The sequence below is a fragment of the Streptococcus sp. FSL K6-1323 genome (assembly GCF_038630745.1).
In the GTDB taxonomy this organism is placed as follows: Bacteria; Bacillota; Bacilli; order Lactobacillales; family Streptococcaceae; genus Streptococcus; species Streptococcus salivarius_D.
The window spans coordinates 2,156,555-2,178,103 of the sequence record NZ_CP152039.1 but is presented as its reverse complement, the minus strand read 5'-3'; the positions used below and the strand labels follow the sequence as shown (position 1 = coordinate 2,178,103).

Sequence of the window (21,549 nt, the reverse complement as noted above, 5' to 3'; positions counted from 1 at the left end):
CAAGGATTATGGGCTTTTGAAGTAAAAAGGTAGTGTTAAAGGTAGTGATGAAATTAATTTGCTAGTTCTTCCATTTTATTTAAGAAAATATTCACTGCCTCAAATTTCTTTTTAGGTGCTAGTTCAGCGTATGTGTCCATAGTTGTTTTGATTGACTTGTGTCCCATTCTATGTTGCAACTCTTTCCAGTTCATACCTGCATTTAACATCATAGAAGCGTGTGTATGGCGGAATAAATGAAAACCATAATCGGGTAGTCCTAAAGCGGACAATCGCTTTTTAAGGGTTGCTCTTTCATTTCTATCGCACATATAGTTACCATAAATTGTTGGAAAGATGAGCTTGGACTTCGGTAGACCGTGTTTTTCAAAATAGATAGTCATTTCTTCATGAAAATCTTTGAGGCTTTCTATGACTGAAAGTGGAACAGCAACTCTACGATTTCCAGAATCTGTTTTGGGAGATTTTTTACAAATCATTTCCCCTTTGCTACCTAGTTTCTTATTTGCGGTTTTCCACATCAGAGTTTTACTGACAAGAATTTCATTGGTTTCAAAGTCAAGGTCAGTAATTTCTAACGCTAGTAACTCGCTAATTCGTAATGCAGATGCTAATAGTGTGTTACAAATGACCTTAAAGCGTCTATTTGCTCTTGTATTTGGCAAGCTTTCAAGGTAAGACAACCAGTGTTTCAGGTCGTCATCATGAAGTACCATGACACGCTCTTTGTTAGATTTTGGTTTTGGAGGAATTTTAATTGTTTTAGCAGGATTAGTAGTTAGTCCACAATTTGTAATACCGAAGTCAAAAATATCACTAACCTTGTGAGCTATTGCCCCAAAATCTCTAGCATTCCCTTTTGGGGCACGTTTCACCCCGGAATCAACGTACTTCTTTGCTTTTTCAGCTAATTTGTTTACCCAAAGTTGGATATCAGCAGGTTCAATCTGTTCAGGTTTGTATTCTCCAAATTGTGGAATGATATAGGTATCAAGATAGCCTCTAACTCGGTTAATGGTGTTTTGAGATGATACCCAAGTTTTGAAGTTGCTAAACCATATTTCAGCTAGACTTTCAAAATTATCAATTTGGATAGTTTCTTTAATAGTAGAGCCAGCTTTTTCAAAATCAATTTTAGCTTCAACAATTTTTCTATCTAAAGATTTCAATGTCTTAGCAGTAATAGTTTTGGTGATTCGTTTACCTGTCTTTACATCAGTTCCAATATAAACACCTTTGAGTGAATAGCTGATATCACCATTTTGTTTGGTGATTTTTGTTATCTTTTTATTATTGTGTTGAATGATTTCTTTACTCATAGAGCCTCTTTCTTCGGACAATCAAAAGGCTAGAATAGAACCCTCACATTCTTTGTTTGATAATTTCATTCTAGCACATTTTGAAGTTAAATAGTTAAAAAGTCAATAACATCTTCCATTTTGTAATAAATGGTACGTGTTCCTTCAATTGGTGGTTCAAGCCGTTTCAAACCTTTGCTTTCCCATGATTTCAAAGTATTTGGAGAAATCTGTAAAATTTTCAAAAGTTCTTTTTGTGTGACGATTCCGTAGAAACTATTTTTTTTAAGTCCTTTCTGAATGATGGCAATAAGTGTGTTCAGTAATTCTTCAATTTGGTTTAGTTTAATAATGTCCATCAGCTGTTCCTTTCTGTTCTTTAATTACTTTTTCTAGACGTTTCGGATTATGCCGACGTGAATCAAGATAACGAGCGAAAAAGTAGGTTCGTTCAATGATTAGTTCCAGTAGAGCGGTATTATTATCTCGGGCGTACCATACCAGTTCTTCAAACTCTGTGAAGTCCTTTCGTTCAATCGTATCAATGACCTTGGTTGTAAAATCATCAGTATTTTGTTGTACTAGAAATTTATCCAGTTCAAACCCACATCCACTTTCGATATCTTCAATTTCGTAAGGAGTTTTATCAGGGTTCTCCGCATGAATAAAATAGTCGTATAACCCTTTGGGTGACATTACAGGTTCAACGTGGGCAGGACCATTAAGTTTATTTTTGATAAGTTTCGACACCTGAGAGTAACTTTTGAGAGAATCAAAAAAGAATGCTCCATGCTTGTGTGCCTTTTTAAATTCTCCTGTTTCTTTGTTTACATCCTTGTCATGCCACGGCGACAGTACAAATGGAACATGAATCTCCTCTAGGGTTTCTAAGTAGTTGTCTGGTGCACTTTCCTTATAAAATAGGAAAGTCCATTTATTGGAACGTTGTTCTTTTGCCATAGGAAAAATTCCTCGCTTTCAATTTTTTTATTTCTATCTATTAGGAGATTGGGAAGGTACAAATCGGAGTCTTTTGAGAAAAATTTTGATTTTTTGATTATTGATTATTGGATTAAGTGGGGGTCGTAGTAACCCCACTTAATCCTAAATTTCACGGTAAAAACGGCGCTGTTTGGCTTTCACTACGTGAGCCACAGCGCCGTTCCTTTTATCTATTTTCGTTTAGTTCCGATAAAGTACAGCCATTTCCCTTTCCGCTCAGGGTGTGAAAAGTAATAGCTAGGGTTACGGTTGGCAATTTCTTCGCTTATAAGCATTTCCACATCTTTTAGAATTTTTGTTGCTTGTTGAGTTTTAGGAATATGAATCAACAGAGTAACTTTATTCTCTCGAATGTCTACAATTGCTTTTCGAACTGCTTGGTTAAAGTATTTGTTTACAGGATTGTAGTGTGTTACTTTTGCTTGTTCAGTTGTAGTTACTGCTTCGGAGAGTTCGCTTTGATGTAGAAAAATACGGATTGACAAGGTTTGTTTAATGGATTTACATAGATTTGATAGGTTGTCTTCCTCTTGTCGTCTATTAATTTCACGACTAATGAGCAAAATGAAAATAAGAGAACTGATAAGTGAAATTGATAGGCTAATCCAGAACACTATATTTGTAAAGTGATAAATAAAGATTAAATAGGTGATTTCTTTTAAGGAATTCATACTAATTCCAAAGAAGATTGTGCAGAATGCACTTAGGGTAGCTGTAAGAAATAGTAAAGCAGATAGATTGAAAAATTTTTGGAAATATGTTGTTTGCATAAGCTATAAAATACCTTTCTGTGTGTAGTATGTTGGACAAAGTAAGGGTAATACTTGATATGGATGTTCATTATCAATAATTTGAATAAGTCCTGTGCCTTTGCCGATTGGAATAACAATGCCTTCAGGGTCAAGGTCTGGAAACAAGAATTGAGTAGTTTTCTTATTGATGTTACCTATTTGAATGAGCACGTTGAGTTGTTCTCGTACTGATACAGGAATTGTATTGTGATCAAATCGCTGACTGACAAGGAGCAGATGGACCTTTGTTGCTCGTCCTAATAAAGCAATTTGCGATAGTAAGGAGAAGAAGGAATCTTTGATATTTTTATTGACACCTTCTGATAAGGCAAGTACCTCATCAATAACAATAGTTAGATGTTTAAATTCATGATGTGGATTTTCAAAGAGAATCCCTTGACGCTTATGAATAATAGATAGGCATTGACTTAAACTTTCATTAATTTCTGATACAAAGTCAGATTTTGAACGATTTTCTTTAGGGTGAATAACAGCAATTTGATTCTGCTTTGCCCAGCGTGAAGGAGTGTCGAATTTGGGGTCAACGATAATCAGGTCAGAGATATTTTTAAGGACACTTAATAGATAAGTCAGAGTATAGCTTTTCCCACTTCCCGAGTTTCCAGCAATAGCAACGGAAGTTACTTTATCATAGTTAATGACTAGATTTTTCATGACAGGAATATCATTACTTTTTAGAGATGAGGTGAATTGCTCAAGGTTGGAAATTACTAGACGTTCAGAAATCCCTTTTTTCCAAGGAAAGTACAGCCCACGCTGAACATGAATGTCATCTGTTTTCAGTGCGACAAAGTAAGCAGAATTTTGTTTTAATAATGTGTATTGTGGATAGAGTGATGCATTAGCGATTAAGAAAATCTTTTGATATAGGTCATCATCAATGATGAATCCGGAAGGAAGACGAGGAATAAAGATAAAGCCATCTTCTTTAACTGCAATATCAAATGAGTTGGTATAAGACGTTTCACCCTGTAGCAAAGAGCCTAAAGCCATATTTAGGCTCTGTAACAGGTATTGTTCCAACTCTCTTTTTGTAAGAGATTGAACCATTATTTCACCTCTCTCAATGCATCGGCTTTGAAGTAAACATTATAGTTGACTTCACATGCTTGTAAGTTATCAAAACTAACGAGAGAAAGGTAGTCAGGAAGTGTAGGCATTTCAAGAAATTTCACTTGAAATGGTGGGAGTCCTTTTTGACCAAACCATGTTTTGTAAGCGATAATTTCACCAGTTGGTTTACCATCTTCAAATTTTTGTTGCGGTTCAAGCTCGTCACTAAGCAGGTAGATAGGAGCTTGAAGGTTAACGTATTGTTCTGCTGTTTGTTTTGAGTATCCACCTTTGCGGTACTGTGGTTTCATTTTCATAGTTTAAATACCTCGTGTATTCTATTTTGTGTTTTGTTTTAAAGTAAAGTTGACATGCTCGGTTTAAGGTCATGAAGCTGGACTTGTTAATTTTTCCTTTCTATCTTATAGGAGATTCAGGAGATGAATTTCGGAGTTTTTTGAAAATATTTTTTTATTTTCTTCCTATCTTTAAGGAGATTCGGTTGTCTAAATTCGGAGCATTTCACAAAAAAACTGATAATCTATCTGATTATCAGTTTTAGGTGTTAGACATAATCTTTTAAAAGATTTTGCAATGCTTCTTGATGTTTTTTAAAGTGAGCTGTTACGGTTTTATCGCTAAGATCAGTAAGCTTGGCCAATTTAGTTGATGACATAGGCTTATCGGCTAGTTTGCCTTGCATGATGATTTTGTCACTTGAATTTAAAGTTTCAATGAAATTGGCTATGAGTCCTAACATTTCATTTTGTAAGCAAACTTCTTCACTGTTGGGAGAGGTATCAGCTATTAACTCATATAGGTCAGTATTACGTCCATCAATGGAAATGTTTTTATCAAGACTTCCGAGATTGTGATATCGGTCACGACGATTTGCATTTGCAAATGTTTTATTGTCATTACGTAGAAATTTATCCCAGCGTTCGAGTTCCTTTTTCTCCTCTGGAGTAAGACGGTCATTAAATTTTTTAATTGCCATAAGAATTCCTTTCTGAGTCCTGTGTTTGGACAGAAAGAAACTAATATGAACTGTACTGAATACCGATAGGTGCAAAAAAGACACACCAAATAAACGGATAAACAGATATATGTAAAACTCGACCTTTATCGCCTGAGTTATCATATTCGTTTCAATCCGTCCGTTTGATGCGCATCAGTTAGGACTATTAAATTTTTTATAAGGAAGAGGGGAAATTTGATATAATAGGTATTAGTTTCCCTGTTGCCTTATCTTCACCCTTTATTATGAAGTAGATAGTGTTTCTTGCAATAGTGGGGAGTGTTCTTAAGGTGGATAAGGTTACTAAATGCATTAGGAGGAGTAAAAATGTCTGCTAAAATTCCATATTTAACAGGTGGGATACTATTTGGGCTCATTCTTGAAGCTAAAAAAATAAAGAATAAGGCTCGAAGTTCATATTTGAAAAAGGAAACCGATAAATTATCTGATATTGATATTATGAAATCTCTTATTGATATTTTTACAGGAGAAGTTCAACAAGCGCCTTATGTGGGGACCTTTAAAAAAAATGTAACTTCTTATAAAAAATGTATTATATCTAAATCAGAGTACTTACCCTTTGAAGACTCAAGGTTTATTAATTCATTTAATGATTCTGTCGAACAAAATAAAACAGACACACTTGAACGTATGTCTGTTTTTATCAATGATAAGCTTTCGGAACAAAAACTAAAATGGCTTGTTTCTGCTGTTATTGAAACTATTTGTGATGATGAAACAATCGACGATTCAGAGAATTTTAGAATTTCCCCAAATGAATCGAAATTTAAGCAAGAATTATTAGAAGTTGAAGTAATCGAGATTGAGTCATTCTTATTAGATGTAATGAGATATATTTTTGTCAACAAAATAGATAATACTCTTGGTAAGCCAACATTTGAAGCATGGTATTCTCAAAGCGGAGTACAGGCTCCTTGGAAACTCACTAATAAAGAATTTGGGCAACATATGAATGACTTAGAAATAACTCGATATAATCCAAGTGTGGAAGAGTTTGAGGAACAAGAGCATGTTGAAGAATCAGATGTTGAGATTGAAGAAGAATTTAATTCTAATGTTGAAAGTGATGACACAATAACAAAACAGGTGTTTAATAATTCCAAATTTATAAATCAGCATGCTAATAATATTTATAATATAGGACATGTAGAAAATTTAAATTAAGGAGAGGACATTGACAAACCAACTTAAAAGTCAGGAAAATTTACCGACAGAATTTTTCCAATCAACACTACAACAAACTGCAGAAAAGATTTATAATATTGAGCAAGCTAATAATGTTAATAATGTAGTAAATTATGTTCCTTCTCGAACAATGCTACTCACAGATGGCTTTTACAATCTATTTGTAAAATATGATGAGGAATATAAAGAGACTTGTTTTACAATACCAAGAGATAGGATGCTTAATGGGACACCAGAGCATATTAGAACCAAGTTCTCTAGGTTTTCATTTGATGATGTTGAGGAAATAGTTAGTCTTCCAGCTCTGTTTCTTCCCGAATATAAGAATAACAAGGAGATTCCATTTGGATACTTGGGTCGGTTGAGAGAAATAAACATACCTAAATATGGGGGGGACCCAGTATTTTATTTTGAAACGGCGAAAAGTGTACCTATAGATTGGGTGAACATACATAAAGATGAACTTATGATTGACTCATTTGAGTTGGAGAATACTCATTGGGCTATTAAGCGAGCGAACTTAATGAGTGTATTAGAAGGTTTAACCAATGGCAACGAAGCAGAGTAAAGAAGTAAAAATCCAACGTGAAGTTGAAAAGTGGCTGACTTCCTATGATATGGAGTTTGTGACACAAAACGAAAGTGTCAATCCTGAAATTGACAAAGCCTTGTCAAAAGCACCTTCTAAAACAGGTGGTGAGGGTGCGAATCTAGTTGATGTTAAGCTATTATTGAAAGATAGTAAGCTAGACTACTACCCTATCATGATTGAATTGAAGTGGGGCAGTAATAAACTTGTAAAACTAGACAAAGAAGACCATGTCGCTAATACGAAAACAAGCGGTAAAGAAAAGGGTGAACCCAACTATACCAATATTAATGGCTATGCGGTAAATGGGGCGGTTCACTATGCCAATGCTATTCTGCAATATTCTAGTTATACAAATGTCATTGCGATTGGAATTACAGGAGATGAGGACGAGGCAGGCAATCTTGAAACACGTTTTGGTGTTTACTATGTCTCCAAGTCTAACTACGGTATCGGTCAAAAAGTTGGTGAGTATTCCGATTTATCTTTCTTAAAGCCTGAAAACTTTGATGAGTTTACGGAAAAGGTAAAAGAACTACAACTGTCAGAAGTTGAACTACGTTTGATTCACCAAAAGCGTGAAGATAGGATTGAAGATGCCCTAACAAAGATAAACGAAAGTCTTTTCAACAAGCAGAAAAATATCAGTGCCTTGGCACGTATACACTTAGTGGCTGCTAGTATCATGGCAAACTTAGGAGTTGCAGGTAAGGTAAAGCCCTTAGAACCAGCAGATTTAAAATCTTCTAACGAAGAAGGTGATACAGATGGAGATATTTTAATCCGTAAAATCAAGGCGTTTCTGAAAGAAAAGAACTTACCACAAGCCAAACAGAAACAAATCTTACGTCACCTAGAGCCTACGATTCTTGAATCTAGCTTTTCAGACCCAAGGAATGGGGTGTCTCTTCTCAAAGAAATCTTTACAGAAGTGATTGACGACTTAGGTTATTTTTACAAAATCGGAGTGGATACGGACTTTACAGGTAAGCTCTTTAATATCATGTTTAGATGGTTGAGCTTTGCAGGTGATGACCAAAATGACGTGGTGTTAACTCCTCGGTATGTAGCACTTCTTATGGCAAGACTAGCACGAGTAAATAAAGATTCGTATGTTTGGGACTTTGCAACTGGTTCCGGTGGTCTTTTGGTGGCTGCCATGAATCTGATGTTAGATGACGCTAAAAAGGAAATTACAAGTCCTGATGAACTCAGAGAAAAGGAAGAGAAAATCAAGGCGGAACAAATTCTTGGGATTGAAATTCTTCCAGAAATCTATATGTTAGCTGTATTGAACATGATTCTTATGGGAGATGGTTCAAGTAATATCTTGCAAGATGATAGTTTGAAGAAATTTGATGGGAAATATGGTTACGGAAAAGATAACGAACATTTCCCAGCTAATGTGTTCCTTTTAAATCCTCCATACTCTGAAACGGGAAATGGTATGAATTTTGTCAAGCGTGCCTTATCTATGATGAAAAGTGGTTATGCTTCTATTATTATCCAAGACTCAGCAGGTGCAGGAAAAGCAAAAGAAATCAATCAGAAGATTTTAGAAAACAATACGCTTTTAGCGTCTATTAAAATGCCAGTAGATTTATTTATTGGTAAGTCAAGCGTTCAAACATCGATATATGTTTTTAAGGTTGGAGAAAAACACGAATCTAAACAACGAGTGAAATTTATTGACCTTCGAAATGATGGCTATAAACGAGCTAATCGAAAAAAAGCTAAAGCAAGTTCTAACTTAAAAGATATTGATAATGCTATAGGTCGCTATGAAGAAGTTGTTAATCTTGTCAAATTTGGTAAAGATGAGTTGAACATTTTCACGGAAAAAGAGTACATTGAAGATGTTATTGCTCTATCTGGTGAAAAGCATGGTGAAGACTGGAATTTTGACCATCATATCCAAATGAATACCATCCCCACAATAGATGATTTCAGAAAAACTGTATCTGATTATCTGGTGTGGGAAGTGTCACAATTAATGCAGAATAGAGGAGATGACAGCTTAAAAAAATTGTAAGCCCTCAGCTTCAAAAGTTGAATAAAGAATTTGAAGACAGTGGGGGCGTCTGGAAGATATATAGAATTGAAGAAATATTTACTATCTCTACACCTAAGAAAAAATTTAATGCTAATACGCTTACTTTCGATGGAATATACCCTTATGTTGCTAGGGGAGATAAGAACAATGGAGTTAGAGGATATATAACTGAGGATAGCCAATATTTGAATCCTGCCAAAACAATTAGTTTTGGTCAAGATACAGCAACAATGTTTTATCAAAAAAATGCGTATTTTACAGGCGATAAAATTAAAGTCTTTTCTTTTTTACATGGTGAATTATCTTCAAGTGTTGCTCAATTTATTATTACGGCAATGAAAAAATCATTTAGTAATTTTACTTGGGGAAGTAGTTCATTCAATGAAAAGATATTAAAACAAACTGAGATAATACTTCCAACCATTGATAATAAAATAGCCATTAAATATATGCACTCTTACATGAATTTGATTGAGACAGAACGTATCGAGACGCTAGAGGTGTATCTATCGGTAACAAATTTAAAAGATTATAAATTAACTGAGGACGAAGAGAGCGCTCTAAGTCAGTATGGTTCTTATGAATGGAAGCTCTTTAATCTTGAAAAACTATTTGGCAAAGCGACAAGAGGAAGACGACTTAAAAGCTCAGATAGAATATATGGTACTCTACCTTTTGTTACTGCTGGAGAAACTGATATGGGTATCTCAGCATTTGTTGGTAATGATACTATAATCTTTTCCGAGAACACCATTACGATTGATATGTTTGGTTCTGCAAAATATAGAAACTATAAGTATGGTGCAGATGACCATGTTGCTGTTGTACATACAGAGAAACTTTCAAAATGGTCAAATCTATTTTTGACAACTTGCATTCATAATGTAGCCAATTCTGGTAAATTCAGTTATTCAAGAAATTTTTATGCCAAAGATGCTGATGAATTGAATATTCTTTTACCGGTTGAAGATGGAGAAATTGATTATAATTTTATGAACCGTATTGGTAGAGCGATTGAAAAAATGGTAATCAAAGACGTTGTGCAATGGTCTGATAAACGGTTAGAGATATCAAAAAAGGAGAAAAATAATGTCTAATTATTGGAAATATAGCCCTACCAGTTTTGAACAATTTGATGGTAAGACTGATTATATGCTTTTCATTGATGAAACAGGGGTGCCGACATTGAAAAACTATAATCAAAACAATCGTTGGTTTTCGATGACAGGTGTTTTAATTGCAGGTGAGGAAGGTGAAAATATCATCTCTGATATTATGGCTATTAAGCATAAGTATTGGAAAAATGCAATGTTTAATGAACAGAGAGTAGTATTTCATTCGAGAGATTATCGTAAAAAAATTGGTGCATTTAATCCTAAAATAATTAATTATCCAAATATGAGTACGGAATTGTTACAATTTATAGAGCGTGCCAACATTACTATTTTTTCATCAGGAATTAATAAGGATTTTTTGACAAAAAGATACAGTCACCCATACCCAGTTTATTGGTTTTCTCTAGTGTTCCTCATTGAGCGTTATGCTTTTTATTTAGAAGAGCGTGGGAAGACGGGTATAATTGTACTTGAAGCAAGAGGTAGAAAAGAAGACCTAAATTTGTTACGAAATATTGTACCTAAAATAAAATCTGGAACTAATTACGTTAGTGGTAGTACATGTTCAAGAATTAAAGGTGTATACTTTAATAACAAAAGAACAGCAGATAAAAAACAATCATACCCATACTTAGAACTGGCAGATATGATTGGCTATGAATTACATAATAAAATTTGCAAAGATATTGAATCAACTTTATATAGAAAAGTTAAATCAAAAATTTATAATTATCCTAATATAGAGGGATATGGATTGAAAAAATTTGGAGAAGATAATCAATTATGAGTGAAGAAACAGAAGAAAAACTAATTAATCTAGCTGACTGGGCATATGAAAAATCAAACATAAGCTTGGATTTTTTTAACTATAAATCAGATATGCTGGGGTGGGAGTATAATACAGGTGAAATCTATTTTTGCGAGTTAGGTGAAAATATTGGTAACGAGATAAATAAAAAAAGACCAGTATTAATTATATCTTCGACTAAGTACAATGTAAAACAATCTACAGTTATTGTAGCTCCTCTTACGTCAAGAATAAAATACAAGTATAAAAATGGAAAGCAAGACGGATTAAAGTTTCCATTTGATTTTGTGTTGAAACAAGATTATTTTCCTTTTCTAAAAAAAGATGCAACTGTTAAGTTAGACCAGCTGAGGACGGTATCGAAAAATAGATTATCCGCAAAAAAAATGGGAGTTGTTGACGATGATACTATGAGAAAAATTTATAAAAAATTGAAAAAAATAATTGACTTTTAAAAAGATTTTGTTTAGAATTAAAGTACGGAAGGGGCAAGTCCCCTAAATGTACCCTAGGTTCGAGGTTATCTCAAACGAAAAAGGGAATTTTGGTGGGGGCAAGTCCCCCTTTTTTATTACTCGATAAAGCACAGGTTAGTTTGAACCTGTGCTTTTTAATTTCGCAAATCTTTGAATGAGCTATGCTCTTTCGAAAATATTTAAGGGGTAGGGATATAAAAAGAGGAGCTTCGTTATGAAGCTCCTCGTACATTTGATTGTCCGAATCAGTATTCTTATTTCAAAAAAAGGTAGTGAAAAAGGTAGTGATTCGGTTGATTTATATTGCGATGTAGTGAAATTTAGAAAATCAAGAATCGCTTTAAATCAAGGTTCCTACCGTCTAGTGACATGTAGCGAATCCCTATTTCACCTCAGTAAAGATTACGTGTTTACGCAATTTTGGTGAGTATTTTTTCAATTGAAGACGGTCTGGAGTGTTACGTTTGTTTTTTGAAGTAAGGTACAAGCGTTCACCAGATTCTTTGTGTTCAAGTGTAATATTTACGCGCATGGTATCTCCCTTCTATTATTTAGCTGCGTTAGCTTTAGCGATTTTACGTCCTTTGTAGTATCCTTTAAGTGATACACGGTGTGAACGTGAGTAATCTCCAGTTGTTTCGTCAAATTGTACTGATGGAGCAGTCAATTTGTAGTGTGTACGACGTTTGTTTTTCTTCGCTTTTGAAGTGTGACGTGCAGGTACTGCCATTTCTTTATTTCCTCCGAATTAATATTTATGTTCTTGATTTTAAATCAACTATAACAGAATAACATATCTTTTTTGTAAAGTAAAGTTACTTGACAAAAAACTTCTCAAGAAAATATATAGTTAAAAACTATATAATGTGATAGTAAATACATATTTCACAGCTATAACAGCAAGTGCTAGAATAGGCTTATTATTACATTAAATGAAAGAATAAAAAGGAGTAAATAACTATGAGTAAAGTTCATTATCATTTTGATCATGTTGGTTCTTACCTTCGTCCACAAGCTTTAAAAGAAGCACGTGAAAAATTTGCCAATGGTGAGATTTCGCAAGATGAATTGTTGAAAGTACAAGATGAATTGGTTAAGGAATTGGTTCATCATGAGGTAGAAAATGGTCTTCAAGTCGTTTCTGATGGTGAATTTGGTCGTTCTTGGTGGCACCTTGACTTCCTATGGAACCTAACTGGTTTTGAAGCTTACCAACAAGAGGATTCATATAAATTCCATGGAGCTAAGACACGTACAACTAACGTTCGTATCAATGGTAAAATTGCTGAAAATCCTAATCATCCTTTCTATCGTGACTTTGAATATCTTAAATCAGTGACTCCTGAAGGAATTACTCCAAAAGTAACTATTCCAAGTCCATCACTCATCATTAACCGTGACCACCGTAGTGATCTTTATGCTGATTACTATGATTCATGGACAGATTTCCTTGATGATTTGGCTAAAGCTTACCATGATACCATCCAACATTTCTACGATTTGGGTGCACGTTATGTACAATTGGATGATACGACTTGGGGTTATTTGATTCAACAGATTGAGAATGAAAAAAATAATCCTGAGAAAACAGCTGAGTTGGCAAAAATTGCTGAGGATGATGTATACACTATCAATAAAGCTTTGGAAGGTCTTCCAGAAGATTTGACTTTGGCTACTCACATTTGTCGTGGGAACTTTAAGTCAACTTATCTTTTTGAAGGTGGCTATGATTCAGTCGCTAAATATCTTGGTCAATTGAACTATGATATCTTCTTCTTGGAATACGATGATGCGCGTTCAGGTAGCTTCGCACCACTTCCAACGATTTGGAATAACCGTGATCATGTTGAATTGGTACTTGGTGTGATTACTTCTAAGGATCCAGCTTTGGAAGATGTAGATGCTGTCATTGCTCGTATCCATGAAGCGGCTGAACTTGTACCACTTAAGAACCTTGGTATCTCAACTCAATGTGGTTTTGCCTCAACTGAAGAAGGTAATATCTTGACTGAGCAAGACGAGTGGAATAAATTGCAATTGATTAAAACAATTACTGACAAAGTTTGGTCATAATAGAAAAAATACAGAGGACAGGCTCAGCTTGTTCTCTCTTTTTATGAATATAGAAAGGAAGTGTTATGAATTATAAAGAAATAGGGCAGAAAATTTTAGAAGCTGTAGGAGGAAAGGAGAACGTTCAGAATCTAACCCATTGTGCGACACGTTTACGTTTTACCTTAGCAGATGATTCTAAAGCTGATGATGAGGCTGTTCAAGCTATCGATGGTGTGGTGAGTTTGGCTAAGAGTGGTGGCCAGTATCAAGTTGTTGTTGGGAGTGATGTACCAAATGTATACCGCGCTTTAGAAGGTTTATTGGATCTAGATGAAGTATCTAAGGAATCATCGGAAAAACAAGATAGAACTCCTCTTCAAAGCTTTTTAGCTCTTATTTCTGGGATTTTCACCCCAATCTTACCAGTAATTACAGCAGCAGGGATGATCAAGGCCGTTTTGTCCCTTTTGGTTGTCTTTAAGGTAGTAGCTGTAGATGATGTTAACTATCAAGTTCTTAATTTTATTGGCGATGCTGGATTTTATTTCTTACCTGTATTTTTAGGTGCCTCAGCAGCTCGACAGTTTAAGACGAATGCTCAATTGGGGATGTTGATTGGTGCTATTTTATTACACCCAACTTTTACTCAGATTGTGACAACTGCCAAGGAATCAGGTCATGGCGTCTCTTTCTTTAGTATTCCTCTTACATTAACTTCTTACTCATCAACGGTTATCCCTGTTATTTTGGCAGTTTGGTTTATGAGTTACGTGGAGCGCTTTGCGATTAAAATTTCACCAAAGGCTGTAAAGTTTTTCTTGGTTCCTATGATTACGACATTAATTACTGCAATCGTAACACTTTTGATTTTAGGTCCAATTGGTACTGTCATAGGTAACTGGTTGGGGGATTTCTTTAAGTGGTTGGAAAACTTTGGCCCATGGGTTGTTCCAACAATTGTAGGGGCAACCTCTTCCCGTTAATGGTTACAACAGGAACTCACTATGGCTTAGTATCCATTGGAATCAATAACCGTATGACTATTGGGTATGATACGATTGCACAGCCAGGTGCTTTGGCTTCAAATGTGGCTCAGGGTGGAGCAGCTCTTGCTATTGCTTTAAAAACTAAGGATACCAATAAGAAAGCTCTGGCTTCATCGGCTGGAATTACTGCGATTTGTGGGATTACGGAACCGGCTCTTTATGGGGTAACTTTGCAAAATAAAGCAGCCCTTATAGGATCTATTGTTGCAGGGGGAGTAGGTGGCTTCTTCCTTGGTATTTTAGGTGCGAGAAATTTTGCGGGTGGTTCCCCAGGTCTCTTGACGATTGCAGCGTATATCGGTGAAGATACACTTAAATATTTTTACACAGCTATTGCAGGTCTTGTAATTTCTGTTGTGGTATCTTTCATTGTGACCTTCATTCTTTATAAGGAAGATTAATGATTGTGGCAGACCGAGAGGTCTGTTTATTTCTTACGTTGAAAAATCCTCCACCATTTCCCAAAAGCTATGTAAATTATGATAGAATAGAGTGATTATATCTGTAATAACGGAAAAGGAGGGCAGGTCTATTTGAGGCCTGTATCATCATTATGAAACTTCAAAAACCTAAGGGAACGCAGGATATTTTACCTGTTGATAGCGCCAAATGGCAGTACGTGGAAAATGTTGCACGTGAAACATTTAAGAAATACAATTATGGTGAAATTCGTACACCTATGTTTGAACATTACGAGGTAATTTCACGTTCAGTAGGTGATACAACTGACATCGTTACTAAGGAAATGTATGATTTTCATGATAAGGGAGACCGTCATATTACACTTCGTCCAGAAGGAACAGCACCGGTTGTACGCTCTTATGTAGAAAACAAACTCTTTGCGCCAGAGGTCCAAAAACCTGTTAAAGTTTATTATATTGGATCAATGTTCCGTTATGAACGTCCTCAAGCAGGACGCTTGCGTGAGTTCCACCAACTAGGTGTAGAGTGCTTTGGATCAAAAAATCCAGCAACAGATGTTGAAACCATTGCTATGGCCTACCAACTCTTTAATACGCTAGGCATTAAGGATGTTACCCTTCATTTGAATAGCCTTGGAAATACTGAGAGTCGTCTGGCTTATCGTCAGGCCTTGATTGACTACTTGACACCGATGCGTGAAAGTTTGTCAAAAGATAGTCAACGCCGTTTGGATGAAAATCCTTTGCGAGTACTCGATTCAAAAGAAAAAGAAGATAAGGTTGCAGTTGAAAATGCTCCCTCTATCCTTGATTATTTAGATGAAGAAAGTCAAGCGCACTTTGACGAAGTACGTACCATGCTCGATAGTCTTAACATTCCTTACGTGATTGATACTAATATGGTACGTGGTCTTGATTACTATAATCACACGATTTTTGAATTTATTACCACTATTGATAAGTCTGAATTGACAATCTGTGCAGGTGGTCGTTATGATAGTTTGGTTGAATACTTCGGTGGTCCAGAAACAGCTGGTTTTGGTTTTGGACTTGGTTTAGAACGCTTGCTTTTGGTTCTTGATAAACAGGGTATTGAGCTTCCGGTGGAAGAAAGTCTGGATGTTTACATTGCAGTACTTGGTTCAGGTGCCAATGGCAAAGCTCTTGAGTTAGTTCAAGCTATCCGCTATCAAGGATTTAAGGCTGAACGTGATTACCTTGGACGTAAGATTAAGGCACAATTTAAGTCAGCAGATACCTTCAAGGCCAAGACTGTTATCACATTAGGTGAGAGTGAAGTGGAGTCAGGTGAGGTTAATGTCAAAAATAATACTACTCGTGAGGAAGTTACTGTAAGTTTCGAAGAGCTAACTAAAAACTTTGCAGCAGTCCTCGAACAGTTAGAAAAGTAGGGGGCATATGGTTAGTATAGTTGATATGCTCAAACGGAGTGAGAAGTTCAGTTTGGCTTTTGATCGTAGTATGCCCATTCGTTTCCAACAACAGTTTTGGCAATTGATTGCCTTTCTTGATAAACATGACCTTACTTGGTTTAATGATGAGCCTGCAAGTGATCATGCGATGTGCCAGCAATTACTCGGTCAAGTTTGGCGTCAAGATTGTCAAGATGTGGTCTTAAGTTTTGAAACACAGGAACGTTATTTGGGATGGCAGGTAGACGAGGAAACCGATGAACTTAGTGTTATCATTGAAGATGTTTACGGATTCCGTTGGAATAGTTTACTTGACTTAGAAACAGCTGATTATCGTTTTGAAGATTTTGAAGAGTTTGCTGAAGATTACGTGGATACTAGTGATTTGTTGAAACAATTTGGCAAATAGTTTTATAAAAAAGAAAGTCTATTAAATTCTAACCTGAAATGGGTGGGGTTTTGATGGGCTTTTTGCTATAATAGTTAAGACTAAAAAATTAACGAAAGAAGTGTATTTATGGAACGTTCTATGTATGCCGGACGTGTTCGTAGTGAACACATCGGAACTACTATTACTTTGAAAGGTTGGGTATCTCGCCGTCGTAACCTCGGAGGTTTGATTTTCATCGATCTTCGTGACCGTGAAGGTTTGATGCAGTTGGTTGTTAACCCTGAAAATGCGGACGCTAATGTTGTTGAAACAGCTGAAAGTTTGCGTAGCGAATTTGTTATTGAAGTCACAGGAACTGTTGAAGCGCGTGAACAAGCTAATGATAACTTGCCTACAGGTGCTGTCGAACTTAAAGTTGAAGACCTTAAAGTCCTTAATACTGCCAAAACAACACCATTTGAAATTAAAGATGGTGTTGAGGCTAGTGATGATACACGTATGCGTTACCGCTATCTGGATCTTCGTCGTCCAGAGATGTTGGAAAACTTTAAGCTCCGTGCAAAGGTAACTCACGCCATCCGTAATTATCTTGATGACTTGGAATTTATCGATGTTGAAACACCAATGTTGACAAAATCTACACCAGAAGGTGCTCGAGATTACTTGGTTCCAAGCCGTGTTAGCCAAGGTCACTTTTATGCTCTTCCGCAAAGTCCTCAAATCACTAAACAATTATTGATGAATGCTGGTTTTGACCGTTACTATCAAATTGTTAAGTGTTTCCGTGATGAAGATTTGCGTGGAGACCGTCAACCTGAGTTTACACAAGTTGACTTGGAAACGTCATTCCTTAATGAGCAAGAAATCCAAGATATTACAGAAGGCTTGATTGCTAAGGTTATGAAAGAAACTAAAGGAATTGAAGTTACATTACCATTCCCACGCATGTCTTACGATGATGCCATGAATAACTATGGTTCTGACAAGCCAGATACACGCTTTGACATGCTTTTACAAGACTTGACAGAGGTTGTCAAGGGTGTAGACTTCAAAGTGTTTGCTGAGGCGCCAGCTGTTAAGGCAATTGTTGTCAAAGGAAATGCAGACAAATACTCACGTAAAAGTATTGATAAGTTGACAGAGTTTGCCAAACAATTTGGTGCTAAAGGTCTTGCTTGGGTTAAGATGACTGATGGAGCTCTAGCAGGTCCAGTTGCTAAATTCTTGACAAGTATTGAGGATAAGTTGACAAATGCTTTACACCTCGAAGAAAATGATCTAGTTCTTTTTGTAGCAGATACACTTGAAATCGCTAATAACACACTTGGTGCTTTGCGTAATCAAATTGCTAAAGAACTTGACATGATTGACAACACTAAGTTCAACTTCCTTTGGGTTGTCGATTGGCCAATGTTTGAGTGGTCTGAAGAAGAAGGACGCTATATGTCTGCTCACCACCCATTTACTTTGCCAACAGAAGATTCTGCAGCAGAGCTTGAAGGAGATCTTTCCAAGGTACGTGCTGTAGCTTATGATATTGTCTTGAATGGTTATGAGCTTGGTGGAGGTAGTCTACGTATTAATCATAAAGACCTACAGGAACGTATGTTGAAAGCCCTTGGTTTCTCTGAAGAATCAGCCTATGAGCAATTTGGATTCCTTCTTGAAGCTATGGACTATGGTTTCCCACCACATGGTGGTTTGGCTATCGGTCTTGACCGTTTTGTTATGCTTCTTGCAGGTAAAGATAATATCCGTGAAGTGATTGCCTTCCCTAAAAATAATAAGGCATCAGATCCTATGACTCAGGCTCCAAGTCTTGTGGCTGATAAACAGTTGGAAGAACTTGCCCTTCATGTAGATTTAGAAAATGAATAAAGCACCTCTTCATAAACATGTTAAATTTGTAGCGAAAAAGTCTGCGAAGAAAATGGGCGTTTTGCAGGCTGCACGTAGTATTTCCCGTGAAAAATATACTGAAAAAGTTTCAGCTTCTTTACTTTACGGGCTCTTATCGTCAATCGCCGTTAATTTCTTTTTTCAACCTGGACATGTTTACTCCAGTGGAGCAACAGGTTTGGCACAGGTTTTATCGGCATTGAGTGTTAGAACTTTAGGCTTTGAGATACCAGTATCATTGACTTTCTATGCAATTAATATCCCTCTCTTGATTCTGGCTTGGTATAAGATTGGCCATAAATTTACAATCTTTACTTTCATTACAGTAACGATGAGCTCCCTTTTTATTCAGGTGATGCCACATGTAACCTTGACAGAGGATCCTTTGATCAATGCTATCTTTGGTGGTTTGGTCATGGGAACGGGAATTGGTTTCGGTTTAAAATCACGTATCTCTAGTGGAGGGACGGATATCGTTAGCCTCACTATTCGTAAGAAAACAGGCCGTGATGTTGGGAATATCTCCTTGATTGTCAATGGGATTATCATGGTTTTTGCGGGCATTCTTTTTGGTTGGAAATATGCTCTTTATTCAATGGTGACTATTTTTGTTTCTAGTCGAGTTACAGATGCGATTTTCACGAAACAAAAGAAAATGCAGGCTATGATTGTCACAAGTAATCCCGACCCAGTTGTAAGGATGATTCAGAAAAAACTCCACCGTGGAGTAACGATGATTAATGATGCGGAAGGGACTTATAATCACGAAAAGAAAGCAGTATTACTGGCGATTATTACGCGTGAAGAGTATACTGACTTCAAGCATTATATGAGAAAAGCAGATCCTAAAGCTTTTGTCTCCATCGCAGAAAATGTACATATTCTAGGTCGTTTTGTTGATTTAGATGACTAACAAAAAAAGGAAGTTGACGAACGTTAGCTTCTTTTTTGTTGGAGAGAATTCTTGACGAAATGCCTGCTTGACTTTACAATATCAGTATGATTAGATTTTTAATTCCAACCGCAAAAGAAATGAAGGCCAGTAAGGAAGTTTCGTCTCAAAAATTATCCGAAAAGAGTGCGGCTATCCTAACTGAAATGGCAAAATTGTCCACAGATGAATTATCCACAGCTTATAAAATAAAGCCTGAGCAGGCTGAGAAAGAAAAGCAGCGCTGGGCTGCGATTTTGTCGGGAGAAGCGAAGAATTATCCGGCTGTCGAGCTTTTTAATGGATTGATGTATCGTCACATCAAACGTAGTGACTTATCCACATGTGAAAAAGATTTCTTAGGCCAACAAGTATTTATCACATCTTCTTTTTATGGAATCATTCCCGCTTTTTACCCGATCCAAGAACATCGTCATGACTTTCACACGAAGATAAGGGTTAATGGTCAGTCCTTAAAAAACTATTGGCGTGCCGAATATGACCAATTTTTAGAGGAGAGTCAAGTTCCAGTTGTTTCTTTGCTTTCGAGTGAATTCGAGGATGTTTTTAGTCCAACTCTTCGTAAGCAGTTATTCACGGTTAGTTTTATGGAAGACCGCAATGGGGTTCTTAAGACTCACTCTACGATTTCCAAAAAGGCAAGAGGGGCTTTTTTGACAGCTGTTATGGAGGAGAATTGTCAAACGATTAATGATTTACGAAAATTGTCTTTTGATGAGTTTAATTTTCGTGAGGATTTATCCTCTAATAATGAGCTAGTTTTTGTTAAAATTGCATAAAAAAGTCTGAGTTATAAGCTCAGACTTTTTTTATAGCATATCTTTACGATCGACTTGTTCATAGTTGGTTTGACCGTCATTTAGCTTGTCCCAAATAACGACTTCTCCTTGATTAAGAGATTTTTTGACATCAATAATACGTTGATTAGATGATCCTCGAAACTGGAGCATAAGGTTCTTTTTAGTGATGTCAAAGCGGCCGTCAACGAGAATGTCAACGAGTTGAAGAAGTTCTAGTTTATCAGGAGTTTCAAGCATCAACTCCTCCCAAGTATAACCAGTCCAAGACCAGATATCTTTTTCCGGGAGTTCCTCACGAATGCGTTTGACTAGGGGAATGAGAATTCCTGTGTTTAGGAAGGGTTCACCACCAAGTAGCGTGAGACCTTGTACGTAAGGTTGAGCTAGATCCCTCATGATTTGTTCTTCAAGTTCTTTAGTATAGGGAATTCCTGCCTTAAAGGACCAGGTGGCAGCGTTATAGCATCCCTCGCAATGAAACATGCAACCAGAGACGTAAAGGGAGTTACGCACGCCTTCACCATCAACGAAATTAAAAGCTTTGTAGTCAATAATACGTCCTTGGCTAAGTTCTTCAGACTTCCATTCCTGTGGTTTTGGTGTATTCCATGTCATGATTCTACTCCAAATCTATCCAATAGCGCTCAGTTTCATGGCGAATGTCCTCCAACTGGCCACCATTGGCTAATATAACAGCTCGACTAGCAGGATTCTTGATACTACAAGTGACCAGAGCACGATGAATATTCTTGTCTTTAGCTACTTGTAAGCCTTGACGGAGTGATTCTTTCGCATAACCCTTTCCTCGTTCGGATGGACGGATAGAGTAGCCAATATGGCCCCCTTTTTCTAGTAAGTAGTCATTTAATCGGAGACGAAGGTTGAGAAAACCAAGAGCATGATCCGCTTCGTCAAAACTAACCAGCTGGATAGCAGGAACCCAGTTTTCAGGAATATTGAGTCCCGCTTCCGCTTGAATATTTTCTTCTAGCCACTCTTCATAAACAAAATTGTCGGGGTTCCAAAATCCACCGTCATGAGCAGATTGCTCCCTTTCAAATTCAGCCATCATCTCTAAGATAGCTTCTTTATCTATTTGACTCGGTCGGCGTAAGATCATA

At 36.4% G+C, this 21,549-nt stretch carries 25 protein-coding genes; 14 read left to right on the top strand and 11 right to left on the bottom strand.

The genetic code is table 11. The features are described 5' to 3' along the window. Window positions 1-53: 53 nt before the first annotated feature. The 7 genes from NST80_RS10310 to NST80_RS10280 all read right to left on the bottom strand — a co-directional run bounded on the left by NST80_RS10310 (window position 54) and on the right by NST80_RS10280 (window position 5,162). Complete coding sequence (locus tag NST80_RS10310; protein ID WP_013991320.1) at window positions 54-1,319, bottom strand: site-specific integrase; 1,266 nt, start codon at window positions 1,317-1,319, stop codon at window positions 54-56. 86 nt (window positions 1,320-1,405) lie between these two features. Then, complete coding sequence (locus tag NST80_RS10305) at window positions 1,406-1,657, bottom strand: MerR family transcriptional regulator (RefSeq protein WP_155213268.1); 252 nt, start codon at window positions 1,655-1,657, stop codon at window positions 1,406-1,408. Beyond that, window positions 1,644-2,258, bottom strand: coding sequence for a replication protein (locus NST80_RS10300; RefSeq protein WP_021152664.1), 615 nt, complete (start codon window positions 2,256-2,258; stop codon window positions 1,644-1,646). Before NST80_RS10300 ends, NST80_RS10305 begins: the two co-directional genes overlap by 14 nt. Window positions 2,259-2,470: 212 nt before the next feature. Further along, entirely contained in the window at window positions 2,471-3,070 is a 600-nt protein-coding gene (locus NST80_RS10295) for a hypothetical protein (RefSeq protein WP_013991317.1), read from the bottom strand. A gap of 3 nt (window positions 3,071-3,073) precedes the next feature. Further along, complete coding sequence (locus tag NST80_RS10290; RefSeq protein ID WP_183138298.1) at window positions 3,074-4,162, bottom strand: cell division protein FtsK; 1,089 nt, start codon at window positions 4,160-4,162, stop codon at window positions 3,074-3,076. Next, entirely contained in the window at window positions 4,162-4,476 is a 315-nt protein-coding gene (locus tag NST80_RS10285) for a hypothetical protein (protein ID WP_041817409.1), read from the bottom strand. Before NST80_RS10285 ends, NST80_RS10290 begins: the two co-directional genes overlap by 1 nt. Before the next feature lie 254 nt (window positions 4,477-4,730). Continuing rightward, window positions 4,731-5,162: a hypothetical protein gene (locus NST80_RS10280; RefSeq protein WP_201061224.1), complete on the bottom strand. Its 432-nt coding sequence runs from the start codon at window positions 5,160-5,162 to the stop codon at window positions 4,731-4,733. Between the two features lie 348 nt (window positions 5,163-5,510). Between NST80_RS10280 and NST80_RS10275 the strand changes: the two genes are divergently transcribed. From NST80_RS10275 to NST80_RS10250, 6 genes are read left to right on the top strand one after another with little or no spacing between them, the layout of a single operon-like run. After that, window positions 5,511-6,368 carry a hypothetical protein gene (locus NST80_RS10275; RefSeq protein WP_201061226.1) on the top strand — a complete coding sequence of 286 codons (858 nt, stop codon included), beginning with the start codon at window positions 5,511-5,513 and terminating at the stop codon, window positions 6,366-6,368. A 10-nt stretch (window positions 6,369-6,378) separates the two neighbouring features. Continuing rightward, window positions 6,379-6,957, top strand: coding sequence for a hypothetical protein (locus NST80_RS10270; protein ID WP_201061227.1), 579 nt, complete (start codon window positions 6,379-6,381; stop codon window positions 6,955-6,957). Next, window positions 6,938-9,010 carry an N-6 DNA methylase gene (locus NST80_RS10265; RefSeq protein WP_201061229.1) on the top strand — a complete coding sequence of 691 codons (2,073 nt, stop codon included), beginning with the start codon at window positions 6,938-6,940 and terminating at the stop codon, window positions 9,008-9,010. Before NST80_RS10270 ends, NST80_RS10265 begins: the two co-directional genes overlap by 20 nt. A 17-nt stretch (window positions 9,011-9,027) precedes the next feature. Continuing rightward, window positions 9,028-10,128, top strand: a complete 1,101-nt coding sequence (locus NST80_RS10260; protein WP_201061231.1) for a restriction endonuclease subunit S — start codon at window positions 9,028-9,030, stop codon at window positions 10,126-10,128. Next, window positions 10,121-10,933 (top strand): DUF3800 domain-containing protein, encoded by an 813-nt coding sequence (locus tag NST80_RS10255; RefSeq protein WP_342504611.1) that lies wholly within the window; start codon window positions 10,121-10,123, stop codon window positions 10,931-10,933. Before NST80_RS10260 ends, NST80_RS10255 begins: the two co-directional genes overlap by 8 nt. Beyond that, a complete protein-coding gene (locus NST80_RS10250) occupies window positions 10,930-11,409 on the top strand; it encodes a type II toxin-antitoxin system PemK/MazF family toxin (RefSeq protein ID WP_201061234.1) in 480 nt (159 codons plus the stop codon). The genes NST80_RS10255 and NST80_RS10250 overlap by 4 nt, the downstream gene beginning before the upstream one ends. 403 nt (window positions 11,410-11,812) lie before the next feature. Here the strand turns inward: NST80_RS10250 and rpmG are convergent, their stop codons facing one another. Further along, window positions 11,813-11,962 carry a 50S ribosomal protein L33 gene (gene rpmG / locus NST80_RS10245; RefSeq protein ID WP_002262412.1) on the bottom strand — a complete coding sequence of 50 codons (150 nt, stop codon included), beginning with the start codon at window positions 11,960-11,962 and terminating at the stop codon, window positions 11,813-11,815. A 15-nt stretch (window positions 11,963-11,977) separates the two neighbouring features. Next, window positions 11,978-12,160: a 50S ribosomal protein L32 gene (rpmF, locus tag NST80_RS10240; protein ID WP_002885630.1), complete on the bottom strand. Its 183-nt coding sequence runs from the start codon at window positions 12,158-12,160 to the stop codon at window positions 11,978-11,980. Window positions 12,161-12,390: 230 nt separating this feature from the next. On the opposite strand from rpmF, the gene NST80_RS10235 reads away from it, so the two are divergent. The 8 genes from NST80_RS10235 to yaaA all read left to right on the top strand — a co-directional run bounded on the left by NST80_RS10235 (window position 12,391) and on the right by yaaA (window position 20,407). After that, the gene (locus NST80_RS10235) at window positions 12,391-13,503 is read left to right on the top strand and encodes a vitamin B12 independent methionine synthase (RefSeq protein ID WP_183138295.1); all 1,113 of its coding nucleotides are present in this window, start codon (window positions 12,391-12,393) and stop codon (window positions 13,501-13,503) included. 65 nt (window positions 13,504-13,568) lie between these two features. Beyond that, on the top strand, window positions 13,569-14,468 hold the full coding sequence (locus NST80_RS10230) for a PTS transporter subunit EIIC (protein ID WP_229056984.1): 900 nt from the start codon (window positions 13,569-13,571) through the stop codon (window positions 14,466-14,468). Further along, a complete protein-coding gene (locus NST80_RS10225) occupies window positions 14,426-14,932 on the top strand; it encodes a PTS transporter subunit EIIC (RefSeq protein WP_338402052.1) in 507 nt (168 codons plus the stop codon). The genes NST80_RS10230 and NST80_RS10225 overlap by 43 nt, the downstream gene beginning before the upstream one ends. Before the next feature lie 152 nt (window positions 14,933-15,084). Next, complete coding sequence (gene hisS, locus NST80_RS10220) at window positions 15,085-16,365, top strand: histidine--tRNA ligase (protein WP_183138294.1); 1,281 nt, start codon at window positions 15,085-15,087, stop codon at window positions 16,363-16,365. Between the two features lie 7 nt (window positions 16,366-16,372). After that, complete coding sequence (locus NST80_RS10215; RefSeq protein ID WP_183138293.1) at window positions 16,373-16,795, top strand: hypothetical protein; 423 nt, start codon at window positions 16,373-16,375, stop codon at window positions 16,793-16,795. A gap of 108 nt (window positions 16,796-16,903) precedes the next feature. Then, a complete protein-coding gene (gene aspS, locus NST80_RS10210) occupies window positions 16,904-18,655 on the top strand; it encodes an aspartate--tRNA ligase (RefSeq protein ID WP_002887089.1) in 1,752 nt (583 codons plus the stop codon). After that, a complete protein-coding gene (locus NST80_RS10205; protein ID WP_070475392.1) occupies window positions 18,648-19,589 on the top strand; it encodes a YitT family protein in 942 nt (313 codons plus the stop codon). Before aspS ends, NST80_RS10205 begins: the two co-directional genes overlap by 8 nt. Before the next feature lie 86 nt (window positions 19,590-19,675). After that, complete coding sequence (gene yaaA / locus NST80_RS10200) at window positions 19,676-20,407, top strand: peroxide stress protein YaaA (protein ID WP_183138292.1); 732 nt, start codon at window positions 19,676-19,678, stop codon at window positions 20,405-20,407. 30 nt (window positions 20,408-20,437) lie between these two features. Here yaaA and nrdG read toward each other — a convergent pair whose 3' ends face one another. Next, a complete protein-coding gene (gene nrdG / locus NST80_RS10195; RefSeq protein ID WP_002885801.1) occupies window positions 20,438-21,043 on the bottom strand; it encodes an anaerobic ribonucleoside-triphosphate reductase activating protein in 606 nt (201 codons plus the stop codon). A gap of 4 nt (window positions 21,044-21,047) precedes the next feature. Then, window positions 21,048-21,548: a GNAT family N-acetyltransferase gene (locus NST80_RS10190; RefSeq protein ID WP_049553534.1), complete on the bottom strand. Its 501-nt coding sequence runs from the start codon at window positions 21,546-21,548 to the stop codon at window positions 21,048-21,050. Window position 21,549: the final 1 nt, after the last annotated feature.